Origin of the sequence: Oceanicola sp. D3 (assembly GCF_006351965.1) — a bacterium.
Classification (GTDB): domain Bacteria; phylum Pseudomonadota; class Alphaproteobacteria; order Rhodobacterales; family Rhodobacteraceae; genus Vannielia.
The window spans coordinates 3,060,876-3,080,415 of record NZ_CP040932.1 but is presented as its reverse complement, the minus strand read 5'-3'; the positions used below and the strand labels follow the sequence as shown (position 1 = coordinate 3,080,415).

The following is a 19,540-nucleotide window of genomic DNA, read 5'->3' as shown; positions in this document are numbered from 1 at the left end:
CTGAGGCTCCCGACGCTGCGCTGCTCGGCCTACCCGGGGGAAATCAAAGCGCAAACAAGACCCGCTCCCGGGGGCATGTCCGCCGGGAAAGGGTCTTTTCGGCTCCAAGGGATCGGCTAAGGAAGGCCTTGAATGACAAAGAAGAAATCCGAGTTTCGCCCCAACGATTTCGTTGTGTACCCGGCCCACGGCGTGGGCAAGATCGTCTCGATCGAGAAGCAGGAGGTCGCGGGCTTCGAGCTGGAGCTCTTCGTGATCTCCTTCGAGAAAGACAAGATGACCCTGCGCGTGCCCACGCACAAGGCGACCGAGGTCGGCATGCGCTCGCTCTCCACGCCTGACACCGTCAGCCTGGCGATGAAGACCCTTAAGGGCAAAGCCAAGGTGAAGCGGGCCATGTGGTCGCGCCGGGCGCAGGAGTATGAGCAAAAGATCAACTCCGGTGACCTGATCGCCATCGCCGAAGTGGTGCGCGACCTGCACCGCACCGATGATCAGCGTGAACAGTCCTACTCCGAGCGCCAGCTCTACGAAGCTGCACTCGAGCGTCTGACCCGCGAAATCGCCGCCGTTGCCGGCAGCGACGAGGCCGGTGCCCAGAAGCAGATCGACGACGTGCTTGTGAGCCGCGCTGCTGCCTGACGGATACTTCCCGTGATGAATTTGAGGCCGCGCCTACCGGGCGCGGCTTTTTTCGTTGTCAGGGCTGCTCAATCCGCTGCGGCGAAAAGTGCCATCTGACCCGCATGGGCCTTACGAAAAGTGGGCCGCACCGTGGCGCGATGTACATAGGCCTGCAGGGCCGGGTGGCCCTCCAGGCCGTCGAATCTGGCTACCAGCCGCAGCACGTCCGCCATGCAGATGTCGGCCACCGAGAACGCCCCTGTTAGCCATTCCCGTTGGTCTAGATAACGCTCCATGTGGGCCAGTCGGGCCGCCAAGAAGCCATTCAGCGCCTCGGTGCCGGGGGTTCTCGTCTGGTCTCCGGAGAATTGCAGTAGCGTCTACGGCAAGCTCGCCGCCTCTACCGAGTTGAGTGCCGCGAAGAGCCACTGGGTCACCTGGGCCTGGGCCTCCGTACGTTCGGGCATCAGCTTCGGGCTCTGGCCCGCGATATGCAGAAGTATGGCTCCGCTTTCAAACATCGAGAGGTTGCCTTGTGTGATCCACGGCACCTGCGAGAAAGGCTGATGGGTGCTGTGGCTGTCCGGCCGGTCCCTGAAGGGAGTGGTGGCGACCCGGTATCTTCCAGCGCCCATCGCAGGCGCAGGTCTCGAACGAAGCCGCGTGGCAGGTCCGGCACCTAGTCGAAGGTGTGGAGGGTGATTGCGGCTATAAGAAACCCCTCCTGCCTAGTACGTGGGTGGATATCAACCTATCGTTCGCCAAGCAAGAGCACGGCTCAATCCTCGTCTTCCCGCGCCCGCTCCTCCTGAATTTCCCGCACCAGCGCGGCCTCCAGATCCGAGTTCAGGTCGCGTGCGCGCCGTACATAGGCCTCGTTCTGGGTGAGCGGCACCTCGGGTTGCCAAAGCTCTGCAAGCTCGCGCAGCGTGTGCCTGTCGTGCTTGTAAAAGCTCTTCTCGACCTCGCTCGCTTCGAACTCGGAAAATTCCATGTTCTCCAACACATACCGTCCGGCCCTCAGGCTGGAGTCGAAGAGCTCGCGGACGATGTCATTGGCCCCGGCTTTGTAGAGCTCGTACACGTGCAAGCGGTCGTGGGCGCGGGCGACGATGTGGATATCGGGCCGCGCTTCGCGGGCATAGCGCACCAGTTGCACCGCCGTTTTGGGGTTGTCGAGCGCAACCACGAGCACCTGTGCGTGGTGAATGCCAGCTGCGTGCAAAAGCTCGGGGCGGGTGGGATCGCCAAAGAAGCCTTTGAAGCCGAAGCGCCGCAGCAGGTTGATGGTTTCAAGGTTGTGGTCAAGCACGGTCGTCTGCACGCCAGCGGCGCTCACCATCCGGCTCACGACCTGCCCGAAGCGGCCCAGCCCGGCGATGATGACGGGCGCGTTTTCGTCCATTTCGTCGGGCTCCGGGGCCTCGCTCTCGTCCGCCATCCGCTCCGAGAGCTTCTCGTAGAGGATGAAGAAAAGCGGCGTCAGCAGCATGGTCATGGCCACCACCAGCAGCAGGATCTGCGCCAGCACCGGATCCAGCATCCGCTGCCCGGTCATGAAGCCAACCAGCACAAAACCGAATTCACCGGCCTGCGCCAGCCCCAGCGTAAACAGCCATTGCCCCTTGGTTCGCAGGCCAAATATCCACCCCAGCGCAAAGAGGATCAGCCCTTTCACCAACATCACGCCAAGCGTCAGCCCGATGATGGTGAAGATGTTGCTCCACAGCACGGCGAAGTTGATCCCCGCGCCAACGGTGATGAAGAACAGCCCGAGGAGGAGGCCCTTGAACGGGTTCAGGTCGGCCTCGATCTGGTGGCGGAACTCCGAGTTGGCCAGCATCACGCCGCCGAGGAAGGTGCCGAGCGCCGGAGAGAGACCGACGAGGTTCATCAGGAAGGCAATCATCACGACCATCAGCAAGGCGGTGGCGGTGTAGAGCTCGCGCAGCTTGGCCATGTGGATGAAGCGAAACAGGGGACGGGTCAGGAAGATGCCCGCAAGGATCACTGCCAGCACCGCGCCCAGCGTCACCAGCGCCACGCCCCAGCCCGGCAGCCCCTCCACCAGCGAAAGCGAGTGTTCGGCGCCGTGCCCTGCTTCCTCGGCGCGCTGGATGGCTCCGCTGCCGTCAAGTTGGGGCACCATTGCCACCGGGAGCAGCGGCAAAACCGCGAGAATCGGGATGACGGCGATATCCTGCGTCAGCAGCACCGAGATGATCGACCGCCCGCCGGGTGATTGCATCAGGCCTTTTTCGCTGAGGGTCTGCAGCACGATGGCGGTGGAGGAGAGCGCAAAGGTCATGCCTACGGCCAGCGCCAGGCTCCAGGAGAGCCCCAGCGCCATGCCGCAGCCTGCGATGACCAGCGAGGTGCCAACTACCTGCAGGCCACCAAGCCCAAGCAGCCGGTGCCGCATGTTCCACAGGGCCTTTGGCTCAAGTTCGAGGCCGATCAGGAAGAGCATCACGACGACGCCAAACTCTGCAAAGTGCTGCAATTCCTGCGTTTCGGATCCGACAAGGCCGAGGATCGGCCCGATCACGATGCCCGATAGCAGGTAGCCCAACACCGAGCCGAGACCCAGCCGTGCCGATATGGGCACCGCGACCACAGCCGCGCTGAGATAGATCACTGCCTGATAGAGAAAACCTTCCATCTGCCGCCCGTCCGTCTTGCCTCCTCACACCTAGCAGGACACCCGAAAAAAGGAATGCCCACGCAGGCTGATTGCGACGATAAATCATTCGGTCGAAGGCTTGGACTCGCTTTAGGGCGCGCGATGGCAAACATGGCCCAGTCTGATGCAGGCAGGTGGAACGAAAAAGGCCGCGCCCCGGAGTGGGGCACGGCCTATTTTTCGTGTTTTTAGCGTTGCCGTTTTTTGCGCGCGAGCTCAGGCGGAGAGCTGCTCCATCACCTCGTCGGACACCTCGAAGTTGGCGGTGACGCGCTGCACGTCGTCATCATCCTCCAGCACTTCGATCAGGCGCATCAGCTTTTGCATACCTTCAAGGTCCAGCTCGGTGGTGGTGGTGGGGCGCCAGACCAGCTTGGCGGTTTCGCTTTCGCCCAGTTCGGCTTCCAGCGCAGTGCTGACCTCGTTGAGGTCGGTATCGGCGCACCAGATCACGTGGCCCTCTTCGGAGCTCTCGGCATCTTCCGCGCCGGCCTCGATGGCGGCCATCATCACGGTGTCTTCATCGCCCACAGCGGCCGGGTAGGTGACTTGCCCCTTGCGCTCGAACATGAAGCCGACCGAGCCGGTCTCGCCAAGGTTGCCGCCGTGCTTGCCGAAGGTGCTGCGCACTGTGGAGGCGGTGCGGTTGAGGTTATCGGTCATCGCTTCAACGATCACCGCCACGCCGCCGGGGCCATAGCCCTCGTAGCGGATTTCCTTGTAGTCATCGCCGCCCGCCGCCTGGCTCTTGTCGATCGCGCGCTGGATCACATCCTTGGGCACGGATTGCGATTTGGCCTCTTTCACCGCGAGGCGGAGGCGTGGGTTATTGTCGGGGTCGGGATCGCCCATCTTGGCCGCCACGGTGATTTCCTTGGCGAGCTTGGAAAAGAGCTTGGAGCGGGCGGCGTCTTGCCGACCTTTGCGGTGCTGAATGTTCGCCCATTTGGAATGGCCGGCCATGGGGGCCTCCGTTTGATGCTGTGTGCCTGATCTGGCGGGGTATATAGGGCAGAGCAGGGGCCGGGGGCAAGGTGCGTGGCGGCTTTCCTTCTGGCGGCGGGAAGGCCATGATCGGCGGGTAAAGGCGAGCGGGGACGGTCAGCGGTGACAGGCGAACAGATTACACTCTTCGCGCTCTTCGGGGCGGTCTTCGGGCTGCTGCTGTGGGGGCGCTTCCGATATGACCTTGTGGCTTTCGCGGCGCTGCTCACCGGGGTTGTCCTTGGTGTGGTGCCCTCGGACCGGGCCTTTGAGGGCTTTGGCCACCCGGCGACCATCGTGGTGGCGCTGGTGCTTGTCGTCTCGGCGGGGTTGGTGAACTCGGGGGCTGTGCTTCTGATCACCCGCACGCTTGTCAGCTCGACCCGGGGGCTTGGCGGCCACATCGCCTTGATGGGCGGGGTGGGCGGGTTGCTAAGCGCCTTCATGAACAACGTGGCCGCGCTGGCGCTGCTGATGCCGGTGGATATCCAGACCGCGCGCAAAGCCGGGCGCGTGCCGGGGCTCACCCTGATGCCCCTGAGTTTTGCCACCATTCTGGGGGGCATGGCCACGCTCATCGGAACACCGCCCAACATCATCATCGCCGCCGTGCGGGGCGATGCCCTGGGCGAGCCGTTCCGGATGTTTGACTTTGCCCCGGTGGGTGCGCTCACCGCCATTGCGGGCCTTGCCTTTGTGGCACTTGGCGGCTGGCGGCTGATCCCCGGCACGGGCGACGGGGCGGGCGCTGTGCAGGTCGGTGAGATGAAGAACTACATCGCCGAGCTGACCGTGCCCGAAGGCTCTAAGTTCGTTGGCCTCCGTGTTCGCGAGATCGAAGAGGCCGCGCTGAAGGCCGATGTTGCCATTCTGGGCCTCGTGCGCGGTGGCAAGCGGCTTTATGGGGCGCAGCGGCTCACCAAGGTGGAGGCCGAAGATGCGCTGGTGCTGGAGGCGGTGCCGGATGCGCTCGACGAGTTCCGCGCCTCGCATGGGCTTGTTTTCTCTGATGAAAAGCGCCGTGAGCTGCTCGAGGACGCGGGCGAAGGGCTCGGGTTGATCGAGGTGGTGGTGCCGGCGGATGCGCGAATTGCCGGTCGGTCGGCCCATGGTATCGGGCTGAGCTGGCGTCAGCGCACGATCCTCATGGGGATCTCCCGGCAGGGCAAGCGGATCACCAGTCAGGTGCGCAAGGAGGAGGTCAAGCCGGGCGATATTTTGCTGCTGCTGGTGCCAAATGACCGGGCGACGGAGGTGACCGCTTGGATCGGCGCGCTGCCACTGGCAGACCGGGGGCTGGCGGTGACGCAAGACAGCAAGACCTGGCTCGCCATCGGCATGTTTGCGGCCGCGGTGGCTGCGGCCTCCTTTGGGCTTGTCTATCTTCCCGTCGCGCTTGGGCTTGTCGTCGTGGGCTATGTGCTGACGAAGATCCTGTCCCTGAGCGAGCTATACACTCACATCGAGTGGCCCGTCGTGGTGCTGCTCGGCTCGATGATCCCGCTCGGCGCGGCGCTGGAGGCTTCGGGCGGCACGCAAATGATCGCAGGCGCGCTGGTGGGGCTCACGGAAGGGTGGCCGGCATGGGCCATTCTCACGGTGCTGATGGTGGTGACGATGACACTCTCGGATGTGCTCAACAACACGGCCACGGCAATCGTTGCCGCGCCCATCGGCATCCAGATGGCGAATTCGCTGGGGGTCTCGGCAGACCCGTTCCTGATGGCGGTGGCCGTTGCCGCGTCTTCCGCGTTTCTCACCCCCATCGGGCACAAGAACAACACGCTGATCCTCGGGCCGGGCGGCTACAGTTTTGGCGATTACTGGCGGATGGGCCTGCCGCTGGAGATATTGGTCGTGGCCGTGTCGATCCCGCTTATCTTGGTGTTCTGGCCGTTGTGAGGCGCGCGGTGGGCCCCTCTCATCCTAGGCAAGATGGCGCGCGGCGGCGCGTTTGACCCGGGCCGTCAGATCGGTCAGCGCGGGGGCGGCGAGGCGGGAGACAAGCCAAAAGAGTGGCCGGTCAATGGTGAGGCCGGGCTTGAGTTCGCGGAGTGCCCCGGATGCAAGGTGTGGCGCGGCGATGGGCGCGGGGTTCATACCCCAGCCGAGGCCTGAGCGGGCAGCGTCGATAAAGGCTGTGGTGGCGGGCATGATATGCAGCGGCGGGGCAGGCGTTGTGCCGGTGGCGGCCTCCATCCACTGAATTTGCAGCCTATCTTTGATTGAGAAGGTGAGGCAGGGCGCGCGAGAAAGCGCCTCGGGGGTAGGGCCATCGGGAAAGTACCGTGCGGCGAAGGCCGCGTTGCAGGTGGCATGGTAGCGAAGAACACCGAGAGGGTGCACGTCGCAGCCCTGTACCGGGCCGGGCTGAGCAGAAATCGCGGCAAGCACCTCGCCCCGGCGGAGCCAGTCGGCGGAGTGGTCTTCATCGTCTATGACCAGATCAAAGCTGATGCCCTCCACACCCGCCATGGCCTCGATGAACCATGTGGCAAGGCTGTCGGCATTCACCGCAAGGCGAAGGGTGGCGGGCGCGGCGGGTTGGCCGAGGTCGGCGGCGAGCGCCCGGGAGAGCAGCCCCATTTCCTCGGCGTGGCGGTAGAGGCGGGCGCCGGTTTCTGTGGCTTCGCAGGGCGTGGTGCGGCGGACGAGCGGGGTGCCCATCTTCTCCTCCAGCTTTCGGATGCGCTGGGAGACGGCGGGCGGGGACACGTTGAGCGCTGCTGCGGCTGCCTCGAAGGAGCCGGTGCGCAGGACGGCATGAAGGGCGAGGAGAGCCGGATCTGTGAACATAAGCATAGCTTAATCAGGCTTCACATCTTTCACTAGGCTTAACCTGCGTTGCCGGATATGCGGGGCCGAAAGGAGAGACGGCGATGTGGGATGCGGCAATTGCGGGGTTTTCATTGGGGCTCAGCCTGATCGTGGCGATTGGGGCCCAGAACGCCTTTGTATTGCGACAGGGGCTTCGGCGGGCCTTCGTGCTGGAGGTCGCGCTGCTGTGTGCGTTGTCGGACGCGACTCTGATTGCCATCGGCGTTGCCGGTTTCGCCACGCTGGCGGATGTGATGCCCGCGCTATTGCCGTGGTTTCGCTGGGGGGGCGTGGTTTTTCTGCTGGCCTATGGCGCGCGCAGCTTCCTTGCCGCATGGCGGGGCGGGGAGGCACTTGAGGCGACCGGAGCGGCAAGCGGAAACGGCGCTGGCAGCGCAGTTTCACGCTGGAAGACGCTCGCCACCTGTGCTGCGCTGACCTTCTTCAACCCGCATGTCTATCTCGACACGGTGGCGCTGACCGGCTCGATCTCGACCCGCTATGCACCGCATGAGCTGGCCTTCGGGGTTGGCGCGGTCATCGCCTCTTTTACCTTTTTCTTCTCGCTGGCCTATGGCGCCCGGTTGCTGGCCCCGCTTTTTGCCCGCCCCGCTGCATGGCGGGTGCTCGACGTGTTGATCGGGGCGGTGATGTGGGCCATCGCGGCGGGGCTCATCCTGGGCGCATGATCGCCGGTTGACCTTGTCGTGTGACTCGCGCACATAGTTTACATGACAACGACCTCCCCTTCGGATGCAGCCCCGAGCCGCCCTGTTGCGGGTGTGCTCTGGATGGTTGTCACAGGCGTTCTCTTCGTCGCAGTCACCGCCTCGGTGAAGCTGACGGACGGGCGCGTTCCGGCGCCTCAGGCGGCTTTTTTGCGTTATACGCTGGGGCTCATCTTCATTCTGCCGATGATCCCGGCGATCCGGGCGGACAAGCTGTGTTGGCCGGAGATCCGCGTGTTCACGCTGCGCGGCGCGGCCCACACGGTGGGGGTGATGCTTTGGTTTTACGGGATGAGCACGATCACCATCGCCGAGGTTACGGCGCTTAACTACATGTCGCCTGTTTATGTGACGCTGGGCGCGGTCCTGTTCCTTGGCGAGCGGATGGCGCTGCGGCGGATCATGGCCGTTGGGGTGGCCATGCTGGGCGCGCTTATCATCCTGCGGCCCGGCTTTCGCGAGTTGCAGGGCGGGCACTGGGCAATGGTGCTGGCGGCCTTCTGCCTCGCGGGCAGCTACCTCGTGGCCAAGCAACTCTCGGGCCGTCTGAGCGCGGCAACGCTGGTGGCGATGCTTTCGATTGCGGTTTCGATCGGGCTTACCCCTTTTGCTTGGGCCGTCTGGGTGCCGGTGAGCTGGTATGACCTTGGCATTCTGTTCCTGACAGCGGCCTTTGCAACGGGCGCGCATTACAGCATGGGGCTTGCCTTCAAATGCGCGCCGGTGACGGTGACGCAGCCGGTGACGTTCTTGCAGCTGATCTGGGCGGTGGCGCTGGGCTACTTCATGTTCGATGAGGGGCTAGACAGCTGGGTCATCATCGGCGGCACGGTGATCATTGCGGCCGTCAGCTTCATCACATGGCGGGAGGCGATGGTGAACCGCAGGCAGGTGACACCGCAGGCCGGGGAAACCAAGTTTTAGTCAAGACGCGCGCCCGCAGGATGCGCGTCAGGCGGCTGAGATAGTGCGTTCCGCGTGGCGCGCTAGAAGGCGTGTTCGCGCCGATCCCATGTGAGAAACGCGCCGGTGGTGGCCAAGGAAAGCTCTTCCACACGCGCGGCAAGCCCATTTGCGGCCTCGTCGACCGATATCTCGGCTGCACTGCCGCCCATATCTGTGCGCACCCATCCGGGGTGATAGATGCCCACTGCGATGCCATCGCCGCGGAGGTCGGTGGCGAGGTTGCGACCGAGGTTGAGCACGGCGGCTTTGGAGGCGCGGTAGATGTAGCTGCCGCCGGGTGCGCGGGTATGCGAGGCCATTTGCGACGAGATCAGCGCAATCCTTGGAGCCTGAGCTGCCCGCAGGTTGGGTAGCAATGCCTGAACGGTGAGAAAGGCCGCGGTCACGTTAACGGCAAAGCTATCGGCCCACATCTCAGGCGGATAGCCGCCCTCAAGGCTCTGGCCCTTATCGGGGTAGATGCCCGCGTTGCAGATGAGGCGCTCCAGCGGGGCGCCCTCCAGCTGATCGGCAAGAGCGGCGATCGAGGCTGGGCTGGTCATCTCCGCCTCGGCCCAACGGATACCTTCAGCGGCGGGCGGCGCCCTGCGGCAGGTGCCGATGACGGGGCCCTGAGCGGTGAGGCGCTGGGCCAGCGCAAGGCCGATGCCACGGCTGGCGCCGGTGACGAGCGCGGCAACGGGCGCGGCGGTACTGGCCATGTCAGTTGGTCTTGCGTGGTGACGCGAAGGGTAGGGGAAGCACCGGCACGCCATCTTCGATAAGGGCTTTCGCGTCTTTCAGACGGGCCTCGCCATGAATGCTGCGGCCCGGCTCCTCGCCCGCGTGCATGGCCCGGGCGACGCGAGCAAACTCTCCGCCAACATATTCGCTGTCGCGCTCCACCTTACGGCGCAGCTCGGCGATGGCCTTTTCTTGCGGGGTGGCGGGCGCAGCAAGCGGGCGTTCGTTGCTTGGCTCGGAGGGTTCTCGGACTTCTGGTGCACTTGCTCCGGAGCCAAGGCGGGGGGCCATGACCGATTTTTCAACCTCCGAAGCACCGCAAACCGCGCAAGACAGATGGCCCGCGCGGGCGAGCGCGTCATAGGCTTCGGCACCGGCAAACCAGCTTTCAAAGCTGTGGCCTTCGCGGCATCGCAGGCTGTACTTTATCATGCCAGCTTATCTAGCCCCGGGGTGGTGAAGTTTCAATTAGCGGATCTTCTGGAGATCAGTCAGATGCGCCGGATCGAACCGCTCGAGGATTGCTCTCAGCTCGGGCTCCGTCACCTTTGCAGCCGCCTTCTTCAGCGAAAACCACTTGCGTTTGCGCTGCTTTCGCTCGGGGTAGTTGCGGCGCAGTTGGGTAACGAGCAGCGGGTAAACGGCGACAAGGCAGGGCAGGCCTTTGCGGGGGCCGGAAAGCTTGGAGTAGCTGTAAACGCCAAGACTATGAGGCAGGGTCATGCCAAGTGCGCCCGCTTCTTCCCAGGCTTCCTGCGCCGCTGCTTGAGCACCTGAAAGCCCATCCATCGGCCAACCCTTGGGAATGATCCAGCGTTTGCGGGTGCGCGACGAGATCAGCAGAATCTCGGTTTCGCCAGCTTCCTGCCGGAAGCAGAGCGCGGCGAACTGGGTGCGCAAGCCACGCTTGGACCGGCCTGCGAGGCGGACGGGCACGTGGATTGGTTTCATCTGGCTCATTTTACGAGTCACTTCACTCTCTTTGGCACAACCCTAGCATCTGAGGCGGGGCTGCGAAGGGCCGGAGAAGGGAATTTTACGCAGCTGTCACAGTTTGGCGGTTTCTTCTGCAAGCCCGGCGGCGCGTGACACCTCGGTGAGCAGGGGAGAGATATCGGTTTCACGCGATTTGGCCACGGCAAAGGCGGCTTCGGCCATGCGGGCCTGATCCTCCGGCGTCAGCGTGGCCAGCGTTTGAGCCAGCGCCTTGGCATCAGTTACCTCAACGGCGGCAAGAGCCTCGTGCAACTGTGCGAAGGCATCGCGCTGGTTGAACGAGGAGGGGCCGTGCAGGAGGGCGCAGCCAAAATGCACCGGCTCCCACGGCGTGTGGCCGCCCTTTTCCACCAGCGAGCCACCGGTAAAGCAGAGCCCGCTGAGCGCATACCAAAGGCCCATCTCGCCCATGGTGTCGGCGAGGTAGACCGGTGCGGTGCCGGGGGGCTCTGCCTTGGAACGGGTGGCGAAGGGCAAGCCTGCCTTTGCGATCAGCCCGGCCACTTCGGCGCTGCGGCGTGCGTGTCGGGGCGCGAGGATCAGCCGCAGGGCGGGGCGGGTTTGCAAGGCTTCGGTGAAGGCAGCCAAGACCTGTTCTTCTTCGCCCGGGTGGGTGGAGGCGGCGAGCAGGGTTTCGGCCCGCTCGAAGTGAGGCGCGAGCCGGTCCAGCTCGGCAGGGTCGACCGAAGGCGGCGGGGCGGAGGACTTCAGGGCAAATGGCTTTGCGATTGCGGTATCGGGCAGGCCGAGGGCCGCGAAGCGCTCGGCGCTTTCGGCATCCTGCGCCGAGAGCAGGGTGATGGAGGAGAGCACCTCGCGGGCCAGCCCCGGCCAACGGGCCCAACGCCCTGCCGAGCGGGCGGAGAGGCGTGCGGAGATGACGACTACGGGAAGGCCGGCCTTGCGCGCCGATGTCAGCCGGTTTGGCCAGAGCTCATTTTCAATGACGATCAGGGCTTGCGGCACATGTAGATCAAGAAAACGGCGCAGCGTGGCGCGGGTATCAAGCGGCGCGAGGCGAGCGATTGTGCGGGGCAGCATCCAGCCTGCCACGAGGTCACGCCCAGTGGTCGTGTTCGACGTGATGGTAAGGTGCAGGCCCGGATGCGCCTCAAGCAGCCGTTCGATCACCGCGCGCGCGCCCGCAAGCTCGCCATTGGAGGCGCCGTGCAGCCAAATCCTTGGGCCTGTCAGGCGCGGTTCTTCACGGGTGGCAAGGCGCTGGCGGATGTCATCGGCGGTTTCGCTCCGGCGCAGCAGGCGCAGAGCAAAGTTGAGCGCGATTGCCGGGAGGGCAAAGCTGAGAAGCAGTCGATAAAGGTACAAGATTTCTCTGCCTGTTCGTGCGGTCGCGCGAGCGTTACCCGGCACCGGGCAAGCTGGCAAGGCGCGAGGTTACCGACGGCGGAAGACCGCAGCGCTCCCAAGCCCGCCTGCAGCGGCGATGGCGGCGAGCCCGGCGGACGGGCCGTTGGGTGCGCTAAGGGCGTGAAACAGACGGCAAGCCAAGATTGCGCCGGATGCGCCAATCGGGTGGCCCCGCGCTAGCGCGCCGCCTTGAGGGTTGGTGTGGGCCTCGGGCAGGCCAGTGGCCGAGAGTGTGGCGAGGGCTTGAGCGGCGAAGGCTTCCATCAGTTCGAAATGGTCGATCTGCGCCGGCGACAACGCCGCCTCGGCGAGCACCGCGTGAATGGCGTCGACGGGGGCGAGGCCGGGCTGGCAGGGGTCGCCCCCGCGCATGGCGGAAGGCCCGATGCCCACGGCTGGAAGCTTCAGGGCGCGGGCGTGTTCCTCCGTGGTGACGAGGAGCAGGGCGGCGCCATCTGCCTCGGGCGCGGTGTTGGCCAGCGTGATACGCCCTGCGAGCGGTTTGGCGCGGGCCAACAGGCGGGGCGACAGCGCGCGGGCGTAGGGATCTGTCGCCAGCCCTTCGAGCGGCGCAATTTCGGGCAGAGGCGCGGCGGCGAGGGCCTTGGCGTGGCTGGCAGCCGTAAACGCATCTTGCGCGGCACGCGGAATGGCGAGTGCGTCAGCCGCCTCGGCCATATCAGGGTCACGGGCCGGGTCCGGTGAAAAGCGGGGGCGCAGGTAGGGCTGCGGCGGCCCGCCGTCGGGATCGGTGGCAAGACGGATGGGGCGGCGCGAGAAGCTCTCGGCCCCGCCAGCGAGGACGACGCGGGCGCGGCCGGTTTCGATCAGGCTGGCGGCGAGCGTGATCGCGTCCAGCCCGCCAGTGCATTGCCGGTCGATGGTGAGCCCGCCGACACGGTCTGGCAGGCCAGCGGCCAGAGCCGCCACGCGGGCCGGGTTGCCGCCAGCGCCGAGGGCATTGGCGAGGATGAGCTCGTCGATATCATCCGTAGAAAGCCCCGTGTCGGAAAGGCAGGCGCGCGCCGCATGGGCGGCGAGCTCTGGCGCGTCGATGCGGGCGAGGGCCCCGCCGCGGGGCGCAACGGGAGTGCGGCGGGCCGCGATGATGACGGCTTTGGGCGCGGGGCTCATCCAGTTGCCTCATCGCTGCGCTCTTCGGTGCGGCGGGCCTCTTCGCTTTGCTCATCGGCTTGCAGGCGGGCGGCAATGGCGGCGAGGTCGGTTTTGCCGGAGGCGCGGCGGGGCCAATCTTCGGGAGCGATTTGAGTGAGGCTGCGCGGTCGGGCCAGCGGCGGCAGGGCGGTAAGAGCGAGAGCCTCGGGCGCTACGGTGCCGCTGTAGGCGGCGACAAGACGGTTGCCGCGTTTGGCATCAGGCTGCGCAATGACGGCGGCCTCGGTAACGCCGGGCAGCGCGAGGAGCGCGGCCTCAACCGCTTCAAGTTGCACCGTTTGTTCGGCGATCCGCACGGCGCGGTCGGCCCGGCCCACGATGGACAGCAGACCGTTGGTAAGGTGGCCGCGCTCGCCCACTGTAGTGAAGCCGCTCGCATCGCGCTGCGGGTCTGGCGTGCTGCCATAGCCTTCGAAGAGGTAAGGGCTCCTCACCCAGACCTCCCCAGCGCCATCCGGGCCGGGGTTTCGGATGTCGAGTGTGACGCCGGGGTAGGGGGCACCGTCAATTGTTATGAAGCTGGTTTCGGCTGCGCCGTAGAAGCTGTACAGCTGCGCCTCGGGGAAGAGGGCGCGTGCCTTGGCCTCACTCGCGGCATCCAGCACGCCGCCGCCGATGAGGAGCCGGGTGACGGAGGGCGCGGGTGGCCCGGTGAGCAGGCGGATTTGCGAGGGGGTCGCCCAGAGCAGGGTGATCGCGCGCGCTACAAGCGCCGCTTGCTGGCGATCGGGCCGAAGACCGTGGAGCAGATGTGCCTCGGCGCCACAGTGCAGGGCCTCAAGGGCGCCATAGAGCGTGAGAGAATGCGCGAGGCTTCCGAGGGTGGCAACCCGGGCGTTGGGGCCGAGGGACCACGCAGCGCGGTTGATTTCGAAGCTGGCAATCCAGCTGGCCTGCGTGCGGCGGATGTGGCGCGGGCGGCCGGTGGTGCCGCCGGTCAGGGTTTCAAACGCGGGCACGGGCTGCGGTTGGCCGAGGTGCAAGGTGGGCGGCGCGAGGCGAAAGGTGGCCCTTGGGGCCGCGTCGAGTGCGGCGCACAGGAGGTCGGCCTCACTGCTCTGGGTTTCGGGCGGGCCGAGTGGCACGGGGCCGCCCGCGCCAAAGAGACGGGCGGTGGCGGCAGCGATAAACCAGCCGCTCATCGTACCCGTTGCAGCAGAGGCCGGGCCATTGCGGTCAGGGCAAAGAAGGCGGCGGCGGTGCACACGATGGTGGGGCCGGTTGGGCTGTCCCACTGATAGGAGAGGCGCAGCCCGCCGAGGGCGGAGCAGGCGGCGATAACCACCGCAAGCGCGGCCATGGCCTCGGGCGTACGGGCCAGCGGGCGGGCGGCGGCGGCAGGCAGGATCAGCAAGGCGGTGATCAGCAGCGCCCCGACAACCTTGATCGCAACCGCCACGGTGAGGGCGAGAGCGAAGACCAACAGCAGGTTCTCGCGGCGCGGGTTGATGCCGGAGGCGCGGGCGAGATCGGGCGAGACCACGGTGATCAAGAGTGCCTGCCAGCGCCAGAGCAACGCCGCTGACGTCAGCGCGGCACCGCCCCAGATAAGCCCGAGATCGCTGCGAGAGACGGCGAGAATATCGCCGAAGAGATAGGCTTCAAGGTCGAGCCGGGCGCCCCCGGGGATCAGCGCCACCGCCAGCAGCCCCGCCGCGAGCGCAGAATGGGCAAGGGCTCCGAGCAATGTATCTGTACCGGTGCGGCGGCCGGAGAGGGTGCCGATGGCCAGCCCCATGGCGAGGGCGGCGGCGGCAACACCGACCGGGATGGAAATACCAAAGCCGAGCGAAAGCGCCACGCCCAGCAGGGCGGCATGTGCGGTGGCGTCACCGAAATAAGCCATGCGCCGCCAGAGCACGAAGCAGCCGAGCAGCGCGGACACAAGCGCCACGCCGAGCCCGGCGAGGGCAGCACGGATGAGGAAGTCGTCAAGCATAGCGGCGCGATGTGCCTGGGCGGAGAGATGAGGCGGAGCGTTGGGCCGTGTCAGTGGGCATGATCGTGCCCCTGTGCGTGCTCATGATCGTGCGGGTGGGCATGGTCATGCCCGTGGTCGTGAGAGTGATCATGCTCATGGCGGTAGAGGGCCAGCGCGCCATGGGTGCCGGGGCCGAAGAGCGCGCGATATTCGGCAGAATTGCGCACCACCTCAGGCGTGCCTTCGCAACAGACGTGGCCGTTGAGGCATATCACCTTGTCCGAGGCGCTCATCACCACGTGCAACTCGTGGCTGACCATCACAACAGCGCATCCGATGCTGTCGCGCACATGTTCGATCTGTTGGTAAAACGCGGCCTGCCCGGGTTGGTCGAGGCCCTGGGTCGGCTCGTCGAGCAGCAGAATTTGCGGCTCGGCCAGAAGAGCGCGGGCCAGCAATACGCGCTGAAGCTGGCCGCCCGAGAGGTCGGCCAATTGGCGGTGCTCAAGCGCTGTGACTTCGGCATAGCGCAAGGCGCGATTGCGAGCATCGGCGCTGACGCGGCGAGGCAGCGACAAAAACCGGGCGACCGTCATCGGCAGGGTCGGGTCCAACGCGAGCTTTTGGGGCACATAGCCAACGCGCAGGCCGGGCGCGCGTGTGATCTGGCCGGAGGCTGGCGCGAGATCGCCGATCAGGGATTTCAGAAGGCTTGTTTTGCCCGAGCCGTTGGGGCCGACGATGGTGGTGATTTCCCCCGGCTCAAACTCGGCGGAGACCCCGGCGAGCACCGTCTGCCCATCGCGCTTGAGGGTGATGTCGTGAACCTCGATCAAGGCCGTCATGCCTTGCGCCCTGTCTGGCAGGCCGGGCAAAGGCCGCGCGCCTCCACCACGGCGTCTTCCACAGTGAAACCCGCGCCCTTGGCATCGGCGGCCAAAGGCGCCTCTGTGGCCGGCGCTTCGGCGACGAGGCCACAGTCGCGGCAGATGAGAAAGGCCGCCTCATGACCTTCTCCCGCCTCGGGGTGGGTGCAAGCGATATAGGCGTTGAGCCGCTCGATGCGGTGCGCAAAGCCTTGTTCTGTCAGGAAGTTCAGCGCGCGATAGGCCACCGGCGGCTTGTCTCCCAGGCCTTCGGCCGCGAGCCTGTCGAGCACATCGTAAGCCCCGAGCGCCTTGTGACTTTCGAGCAGGATTTCGAGCACGCGGCGGCGTACGGGGGTCAGCCGCGCTCCACGCGCCGCGCAGGCCTGCTCAGCGGCGGCGATGGCCCCGGTGATGCAGGCGCGGTGATCGTGCGGGGCGAAGCCGGTAGTTTGGGGCATATGGGGGCCGTTATGTTATAACAAGCCGTTACCTAGCCCCTACAGGGCGCGGGTTCAACCCTCGGTATCGAGCCAGATGGTGATTGGACCGTCGTTGACCAGCGCCACCTTCATATCTGCTGCAAAGCGGCCCCGCTGCACCGGCACGCCAAGCGCTGCGAGCGCATCGGCGAAATGTTCATAGAGGGCGCGGCCCACTTCAGGTGGCGCAGCGGCGGAAAAGCCGGGGCGGTTGCCGCGCCGCGTATCAGCGGCGAGGGTGAACTGGCTGACCACAAGCGCTTCGCCGTTAATATCGGTCAAGGCGCGGTTCATCTTGCCCGCCTCATCTTGAAAGATACGCAGCTTTGAAATGCGGGCGGCCAGTTTTTCGGCTTCGGCCTCGCTGTCGCCCTCCATGGCGCAAACCAGCACCAACAGCCCCGGCCCGATCTGCGAAATCCGCTCGCCCTCGACAGTGACGGAGGCCTCCAGCACTCGCTGCAGCAGCGCCCTCATGCCAGTTCTGCGGCCCAGGGCGGGTTTGCGCCAGCGCGCTGCACGGTGACGGCGGCAGCGCGGGTGCCAAGGCGCAACGCTTCAATAACCACCTCCTTGGGCGGCCCCTCGGCCAGTGCCGATTTGGAGAGCGCCCCGGCCCGGTCGAGCCCGGCGAGCAAGCCTGCGTTGAAGGTATCGCCCGCACCAACGGTGTCGACCACCTCAACCCGTTCGGCCAGCACAGTGTGGGCCCCGGAGGCCGTGTAGGCGGTCACGCCCTTGGCCCCTTCGGTGACGCAGATCATCTTGGGCCCCTTGGCCAAAAGCGCCTCTGCATGGGCCGATGGGTCGGCATCGCCGAACATCCACGCGAGGTCTTCGTCGGAGAGCTTGAGGATGTCGGTATGGGCGAGCATGGCTTCTGTGCGGGCGCGATACTCGGCCTCGTCGGGGATAAAATCGGGGCGGACGTTGACGTCCATCATGATGAGCTTGCTCTTGGAGTGGCGCTTCATGAGGGAAAAATAGGTGTCACAGCAGGGCTTTACGGCAAGAGAGATGCCGCCGAAGAACACGGCTTTGGCGGTGCGTGGCAACGTTGGTAGGTCTTTGACGCGGATCATCCGGCCGGCGCTGCCCTCGTCGAAAAAGGCATATTCGGCCTGGCCATTGGTGAGCCGGACGAAGGCCAGCGTGGTGGGGCGATCCGAGCGCATCAGCAGATCGGGTGTGACCTTGGAGGCGGTGAGCCCCTCGACCAGCTGCGCGCCGAACATATCGGTCGAGACGCCCGAAACCAGCCCGGCCTCGGCACCGAGCCGCCCGAGGGCGATCGCCGTGTTAAAGACCGAGCCGCCGCAGACGGGCAGAAACATCGCCTCACCATCCGCAGCTTCGCGGGGCAGCATGTCGATCAGGGCCTCGCCCGCGCAAATGATCATGGGTGGTCCTCCACTCGCACCGTTACCGCTAACGGTGCCTTGTTTGCAATGGCTCTAGCCGATAGCGGGGGCATGGCGCAAGAGGCTGGCGCAGAGCGGGTCTTGCCCTATGCCAGCACTCGCCTACTGGCTCATCGCCACCGCGTAGCCCACGGCCCCGGCCACGATCAGGCCCAGCACAACGGCAAAGGCGATCTTCCAGGCCGACCAGGGCCGCTCGCCCTGCACCTTGCCCGACTGGCCGTTGACCACAAAGCGGTAGCTCTTGCCCTTGTACTTGTAGGCTGCCAGCCAGACCGGCAGGAGGATGTGCTTGAAGGTGATGTCGCTCATGTCGGTGCTGAGCGAGGCAATCTTCTGCTGGTCGCCGCCGATATCAAAGCGCACATCGCGACGGATCTGAGCTTCCATGATGCCCTTGGCCTCTTCAAAGCCCTCAGCCAGTTCCACCTGATAGCCTTCAGCGCGAAAACCGGCGAGGAAGTGGGGCGCGTAGGGCTCCAGCCCTGTCAGGTTCCACGGTTGCAGGCCATCGGTGTACTTTTTCGGCAAGCTGCGGGAGGCCAGCACAAGAACGTCGTCAAACCAGCGCGCAACCCGGCCTTTCACCGGGGTCCATGCGATCTTGCGAACGCGGCGCTGCTCGGGCTTGCCGTCCCGCATGACCGTTTGCGTGACGTAGTAGTACACCCCCCGCATGCCGGTGTAGCGGCTCTTGGTGTCGGCATCATAGGTCCAGTAGGGCACGTAAATGCCCTGCATCCGGCGGCCCTTGCGGGCGTACTGCTGAAGGCCCCCGGGCGCGAACCAGAGCTTGCCGAGCCACTCGTTCATCGCATCCCGCGCCTGCTCTTCCTTCAAGGCGAAGGGCACGAGGCCCTTGGGTTTGATATGGCGGTGGGTGCCGGTGTCGGTAACGATGGGGGTCGCGCAGAAGGGGCATTCGGTGGCGTGGTCGTGCTCGTCGAACTCCACCTGCGCGCCGCAGCTATCACACTGCAGAACGCGGGTTTCCTCCATCTCCGCTTCGGGCAGTTGCGCCCTCAGCGCGGCCTCATAGTCCAACTCGGTGATGGCAGGCGCGGCCTGATCTTCATCCACCGCCTCCTCGCGATGGCCGCAGTGGTCGCACATCAGCGCGCCCGATGTCGGGTCAAACCGCATGTCTGCGCCGCACGCGGGGCAGGGGAAGCGGTGCTCTTCGGTGGCGGAGGATTGGCTGTCGGTCATGAAAATCGCGTCTGGGTCAGAATGCTTTGGCAGCAGGTTAAGGGAAGGGGCCGGTGGGTGCTAGGGGGCTAAGGCCGGCGCAGCCCCATCCGCGCCATCAGACCGTCTTTCACGATGAACTGGTGGTAGAGCGCGGCGGCGGTGTGGGCCGCGGCGGTGAGCAGCAGCAGGGTCTTCAGCAGCTCGTGAACATCGGCGGCCTCTTCCCATCGCAGGTAGAAAGCAAAGCCGCCCGACCACGGCGTGGCGATGGCCAGCGCATAGAGTACCCAGTGGGTCAGCTCGGCCACACGCTGCTGCCATGCCGGATCATTCTTTGGCGGGGGTGGCGCGCCGCGAAAGAGCCGCAGGGCGAGGCGGGCGAGCATGAGGAAGAAGACGGTGAGGCCAATGATGCCATGCAGGGGCAGTGCGGCGTCGGCGGGCATGTCTTCCCATTCGTCCATCTGGTCGGAGAGCAGGAAGGCGGCGATGATGAGTGCCACCACGACCCAGTGGAGGACGACTTGCAGGCGGGAGTAGCTGGCGGGGCGGGGCATGGGGCTGGTCCTTCAACCGCAAGCGCCGCGCCGGTGT

At 65.6% G+C, this 19,540-nt stretch carries 22 protein-coding genes; 4 read left to right on the top strand and 18 right to left on the bottom strand.

What is annotated here, in order from left to right; all coding sequences use genetic code 11:
- Window positions 1-132 precede the first annotated feature (132 nt).
- Window positions 133-642 carry a CarD family transcriptional regulator gene (locus FHY55_RS15435; protein WP_140015041.1) on the top strand — a complete coding sequence of 170 codons (510 nt, stop codon included), beginning with the start codon at window positions 133-135 and terminating at the stop codon, window positions 640-642.
- Window positions 643-710: 68 nt separating this feature from the next.
- Here FHY55_RS15435 and FHY55_RS20670 read toward each other — a convergent pair whose 3' ends face one another.
- From FHY55_RS20670 to FHY55_RS15420, 4 genes are all read right to left on the bottom strand, one after another.
- Window positions 711-920, bottom strand: a complete 210-nt coding sequence (locus FHY55_RS20670; RefSeq protein ID WP_210410494.1) for a glutathione binding-like protein — start codon at window positions 918-920, stop codon at window positions 711-713.
- 84 nt (window positions 921-1,004) lie between these two features.
- Window positions 1,005-1,259: a glutathione S-transferase family protein gene (locus FHY55_RS20665; RefSeq protein ID WP_210410493.1), complete on the bottom strand. Its 255-nt coding sequence runs from the start codon at window positions 1,257-1,259 to the stop codon at window positions 1,005-1,007.
- Window positions 1,260-1,402: 143 nt separating this feature from the next.
- Entirely contained in the window at window positions 1,403-3,286 is a 1,884-nt protein-coding gene (locus FHY55_RS15425) for a cation:proton antiporter (RefSeq protein ID WP_140015040.1), read from the bottom strand.
- A 237-nt stretch (window positions 3,287-3,523) separates the two neighbouring features.
- Window positions 3,524-4,270: a YebC/PmpR family DNA-binding transcriptional regulator gene (locus FHY55_RS15420; RefSeq protein ID WP_140015039.1), complete on the bottom strand. Its 747-nt coding sequence runs from the start codon at window positions 4,268-4,270 to the stop codon at window positions 3,524-3,526.
- 144 nt (window positions 4,271-4,414) lie between these two features.
- On the opposite strand from FHY55_RS15420, the gene FHY55_RS15415 reads away from it, so the two are divergent.
- Window positions 4,415-6,193 (top strand): SLC13 family permease, encoded by a 1,779-nt coding sequence (locus tag FHY55_RS15415; RefSeq protein WP_140015038.1) that lies wholly within the window; start codon window positions 4,415-4,417, stop codon window positions 6,191-6,193.
- Between the two features lie 24 nt (window positions 6,194-6,217).
- On the opposite strand, the gene FHY55_RS15410 is transcribed toward FHY55_RS15415, so the two are convergent.
- A complete protein-coding gene (locus FHY55_RS15410; protein ID WP_371706932.1) occupies window positions 6,218-7,093 on the bottom strand; it encodes a LysR family transcriptional regulator ArgP in 876 nt (291 codons plus the stop codon).
- 77 nt (window positions 7,094-7,170) lie between these two features.
- On the opposite strand from FHY55_RS15410, the gene FHY55_RS15405 reads away from it, so the two are divergent.
- Both FHY55_RS15405 and FHY55_RS15400 read left to right on the top strand, forming a co-directional pair.
- Entirely contained in the window at window positions 7,171-7,797 is a 627-nt protein-coding gene (locus FHY55_RS15405) for a LysE/ArgO family amino acid transporter (protein ID WP_140015036.1), read from the top strand.
- A gap of 42 nt (window positions 7,798-7,839) precedes the next feature.
- Entirely contained in the window at window positions 7,840-8,760 is a 921-nt protein-coding gene (locus FHY55_RS15400; protein ID WP_140015035.1) for a DMT family transporter, read from the top strand.
- A 62-nt stretch (window positions 8,761-8,822) separates the two neighbouring features.
- On the opposite strand, the gene FHY55_RS15395 is transcribed toward FHY55_RS15400, so the two are convergent.
- The 13 genes from FHY55_RS15395 to FHY55_RS15335 all read right to left on the bottom strand — a co-directional run bounded on the left by FHY55_RS15395 (window position 8,823) and on the right by FHY55_RS15335 (window position 19,503).
- A complete protein-coding gene (locus FHY55_RS15395; RefSeq protein ID WP_140015034.1) occupies window positions 8,823-9,503 on the bottom strand; it encodes an SDR family NAD(P)-dependent oxidoreductase in 681 nt (226 codons plus the stop codon).
- A gap of 1 nt (window position 9,504) precedes the next feature.
- Window positions 9,505-9,957, bottom strand: a complete 453-nt coding sequence (locus FHY55_RS15390) for a DUF1178 family protein (RefSeq protein WP_140015033.1) — start codon at window positions 9,955-9,957, stop codon at window positions 9,505-9,507.
- Window positions 9,958-9,993: 36 nt separating this feature from the next.
- Window positions 9,994-10,485, bottom strand: coding sequence for an NUDIX hydrolase (locus FHY55_RS15385; protein WP_140015032.1), 492 nt, complete (start codon window positions 10,483-10,485; stop codon window positions 9,994-9,996).
- A gap of 87 nt (window positions 10,486-10,572) precedes the next feature.
- The gene (locus FHY55_RS15380; protein ID WP_168223023.1) at window positions 10,573-11,847 is read right to left on the bottom strand and encodes a 3-deoxy-D-manno-octulosonic acid transferase; all 1,275 of its coding nucleotides are present in this window, start codon (window positions 11,845-11,847) and stop codon (window positions 10,573-10,575) included.
- A gap of 69 nt (window positions 11,848-11,916) precedes the next feature.
- Window positions 11,917-13,023 (bottom strand): thiolase family protein, encoded by a 1,107-nt coding sequence (locus tag FHY55_RS15375; RefSeq protein ID WP_140015030.1) that lies wholly within the window; start codon window positions 13,021-13,023, stop codon window positions 11,917-11,919.
- Window positions 13,020-14,207: an AMP-binding protein gene (locus FHY55_RS15370; protein ID WP_140015029.1), complete on the bottom strand. Its 1,188-nt coding sequence runs from the start codon at window positions 14,205-14,207 to the stop codon at window positions 13,020-13,022. The genes FHY55_RS15375 and FHY55_RS15370 overlap by 4 nt, the downstream gene beginning before the upstream one ends.
- Complete coding sequence (locus FHY55_RS15365; RefSeq protein ID WP_140015028.1) at window positions 14,204-15,004, bottom strand: metal ABC transporter permease; 801 nt, start codon at window positions 15,002-15,004, stop codon at window positions 14,204-14,206. The genes FHY55_RS15370 and FHY55_RS15365 overlap by 4 nt, the downstream gene beginning before the upstream one ends.
- 50 nt (window positions 15,005-15,054) lie before the next feature.
- Entirely contained in the window at window positions 15,055-15,831 is a 777-nt protein-coding gene (locus FHY55_RS15360) for a metal ABC transporter ATP-binding protein (protein WP_140015027.1), read from the bottom strand.
- Entirely contained in the window at window positions 15,828-16,313 is a 486-nt protein-coding gene (locus FHY55_RS15355; RefSeq protein WP_140015026.1) for a transcriptional repressor, read from the bottom strand. The genes FHY55_RS15360 and FHY55_RS15355 overlap by 4 nt, the downstream gene beginning before the upstream one ends.
- A gap of 54 nt (window positions 16,314-16,367) precedes the next feature.
- Window positions 16,368-16,811 carry a D-aminoacyl-tRNA deacylase gene (gene dtd, locus FHY55_RS15350; RefSeq protein ID WP_140015025.1) on the bottom strand — a complete coding sequence of 148 codons (444 nt, stop codon included), beginning with the start codon at window positions 16,809-16,811 and terminating at the stop codon, window positions 16,368-16,370.
- A complete protein-coding gene (locus tag FHY55_RS15345; protein WP_140015024.1) occupies window positions 16,808-17,734 on the bottom strand; it encodes a carbohydrate kinase in 927 nt (308 codons plus the stop codon). Before FHY55_RS15345 ends, dtd begins: the two co-directional genes overlap by 4 nt.
- A 123-nt stretch (window positions 17,735-17,857) precedes the next feature.
- Complete coding sequence (locus FHY55_RS15340) at window positions 17,858-18,964, bottom strand: TFIIB-type zinc finger domain-containing protein (protein WP_140015023.1); 1,107 nt, start codon at window positions 18,962-18,964, stop codon at window positions 17,858-17,860.
- Window positions 18,965-19,032: 68 nt separating this feature from the next.
- Window positions 19,033-19,503 (bottom strand): cytochrome b, encoded by a 471-nt coding sequence (locus FHY55_RS15335; RefSeq protein ID WP_140015022.1) that lies wholly within the window; start codon window positions 19,501-19,503, stop codon window positions 19,033-19,035.
- Window positions 19,504-19,540 lie beyond the last annotated feature (37 nt).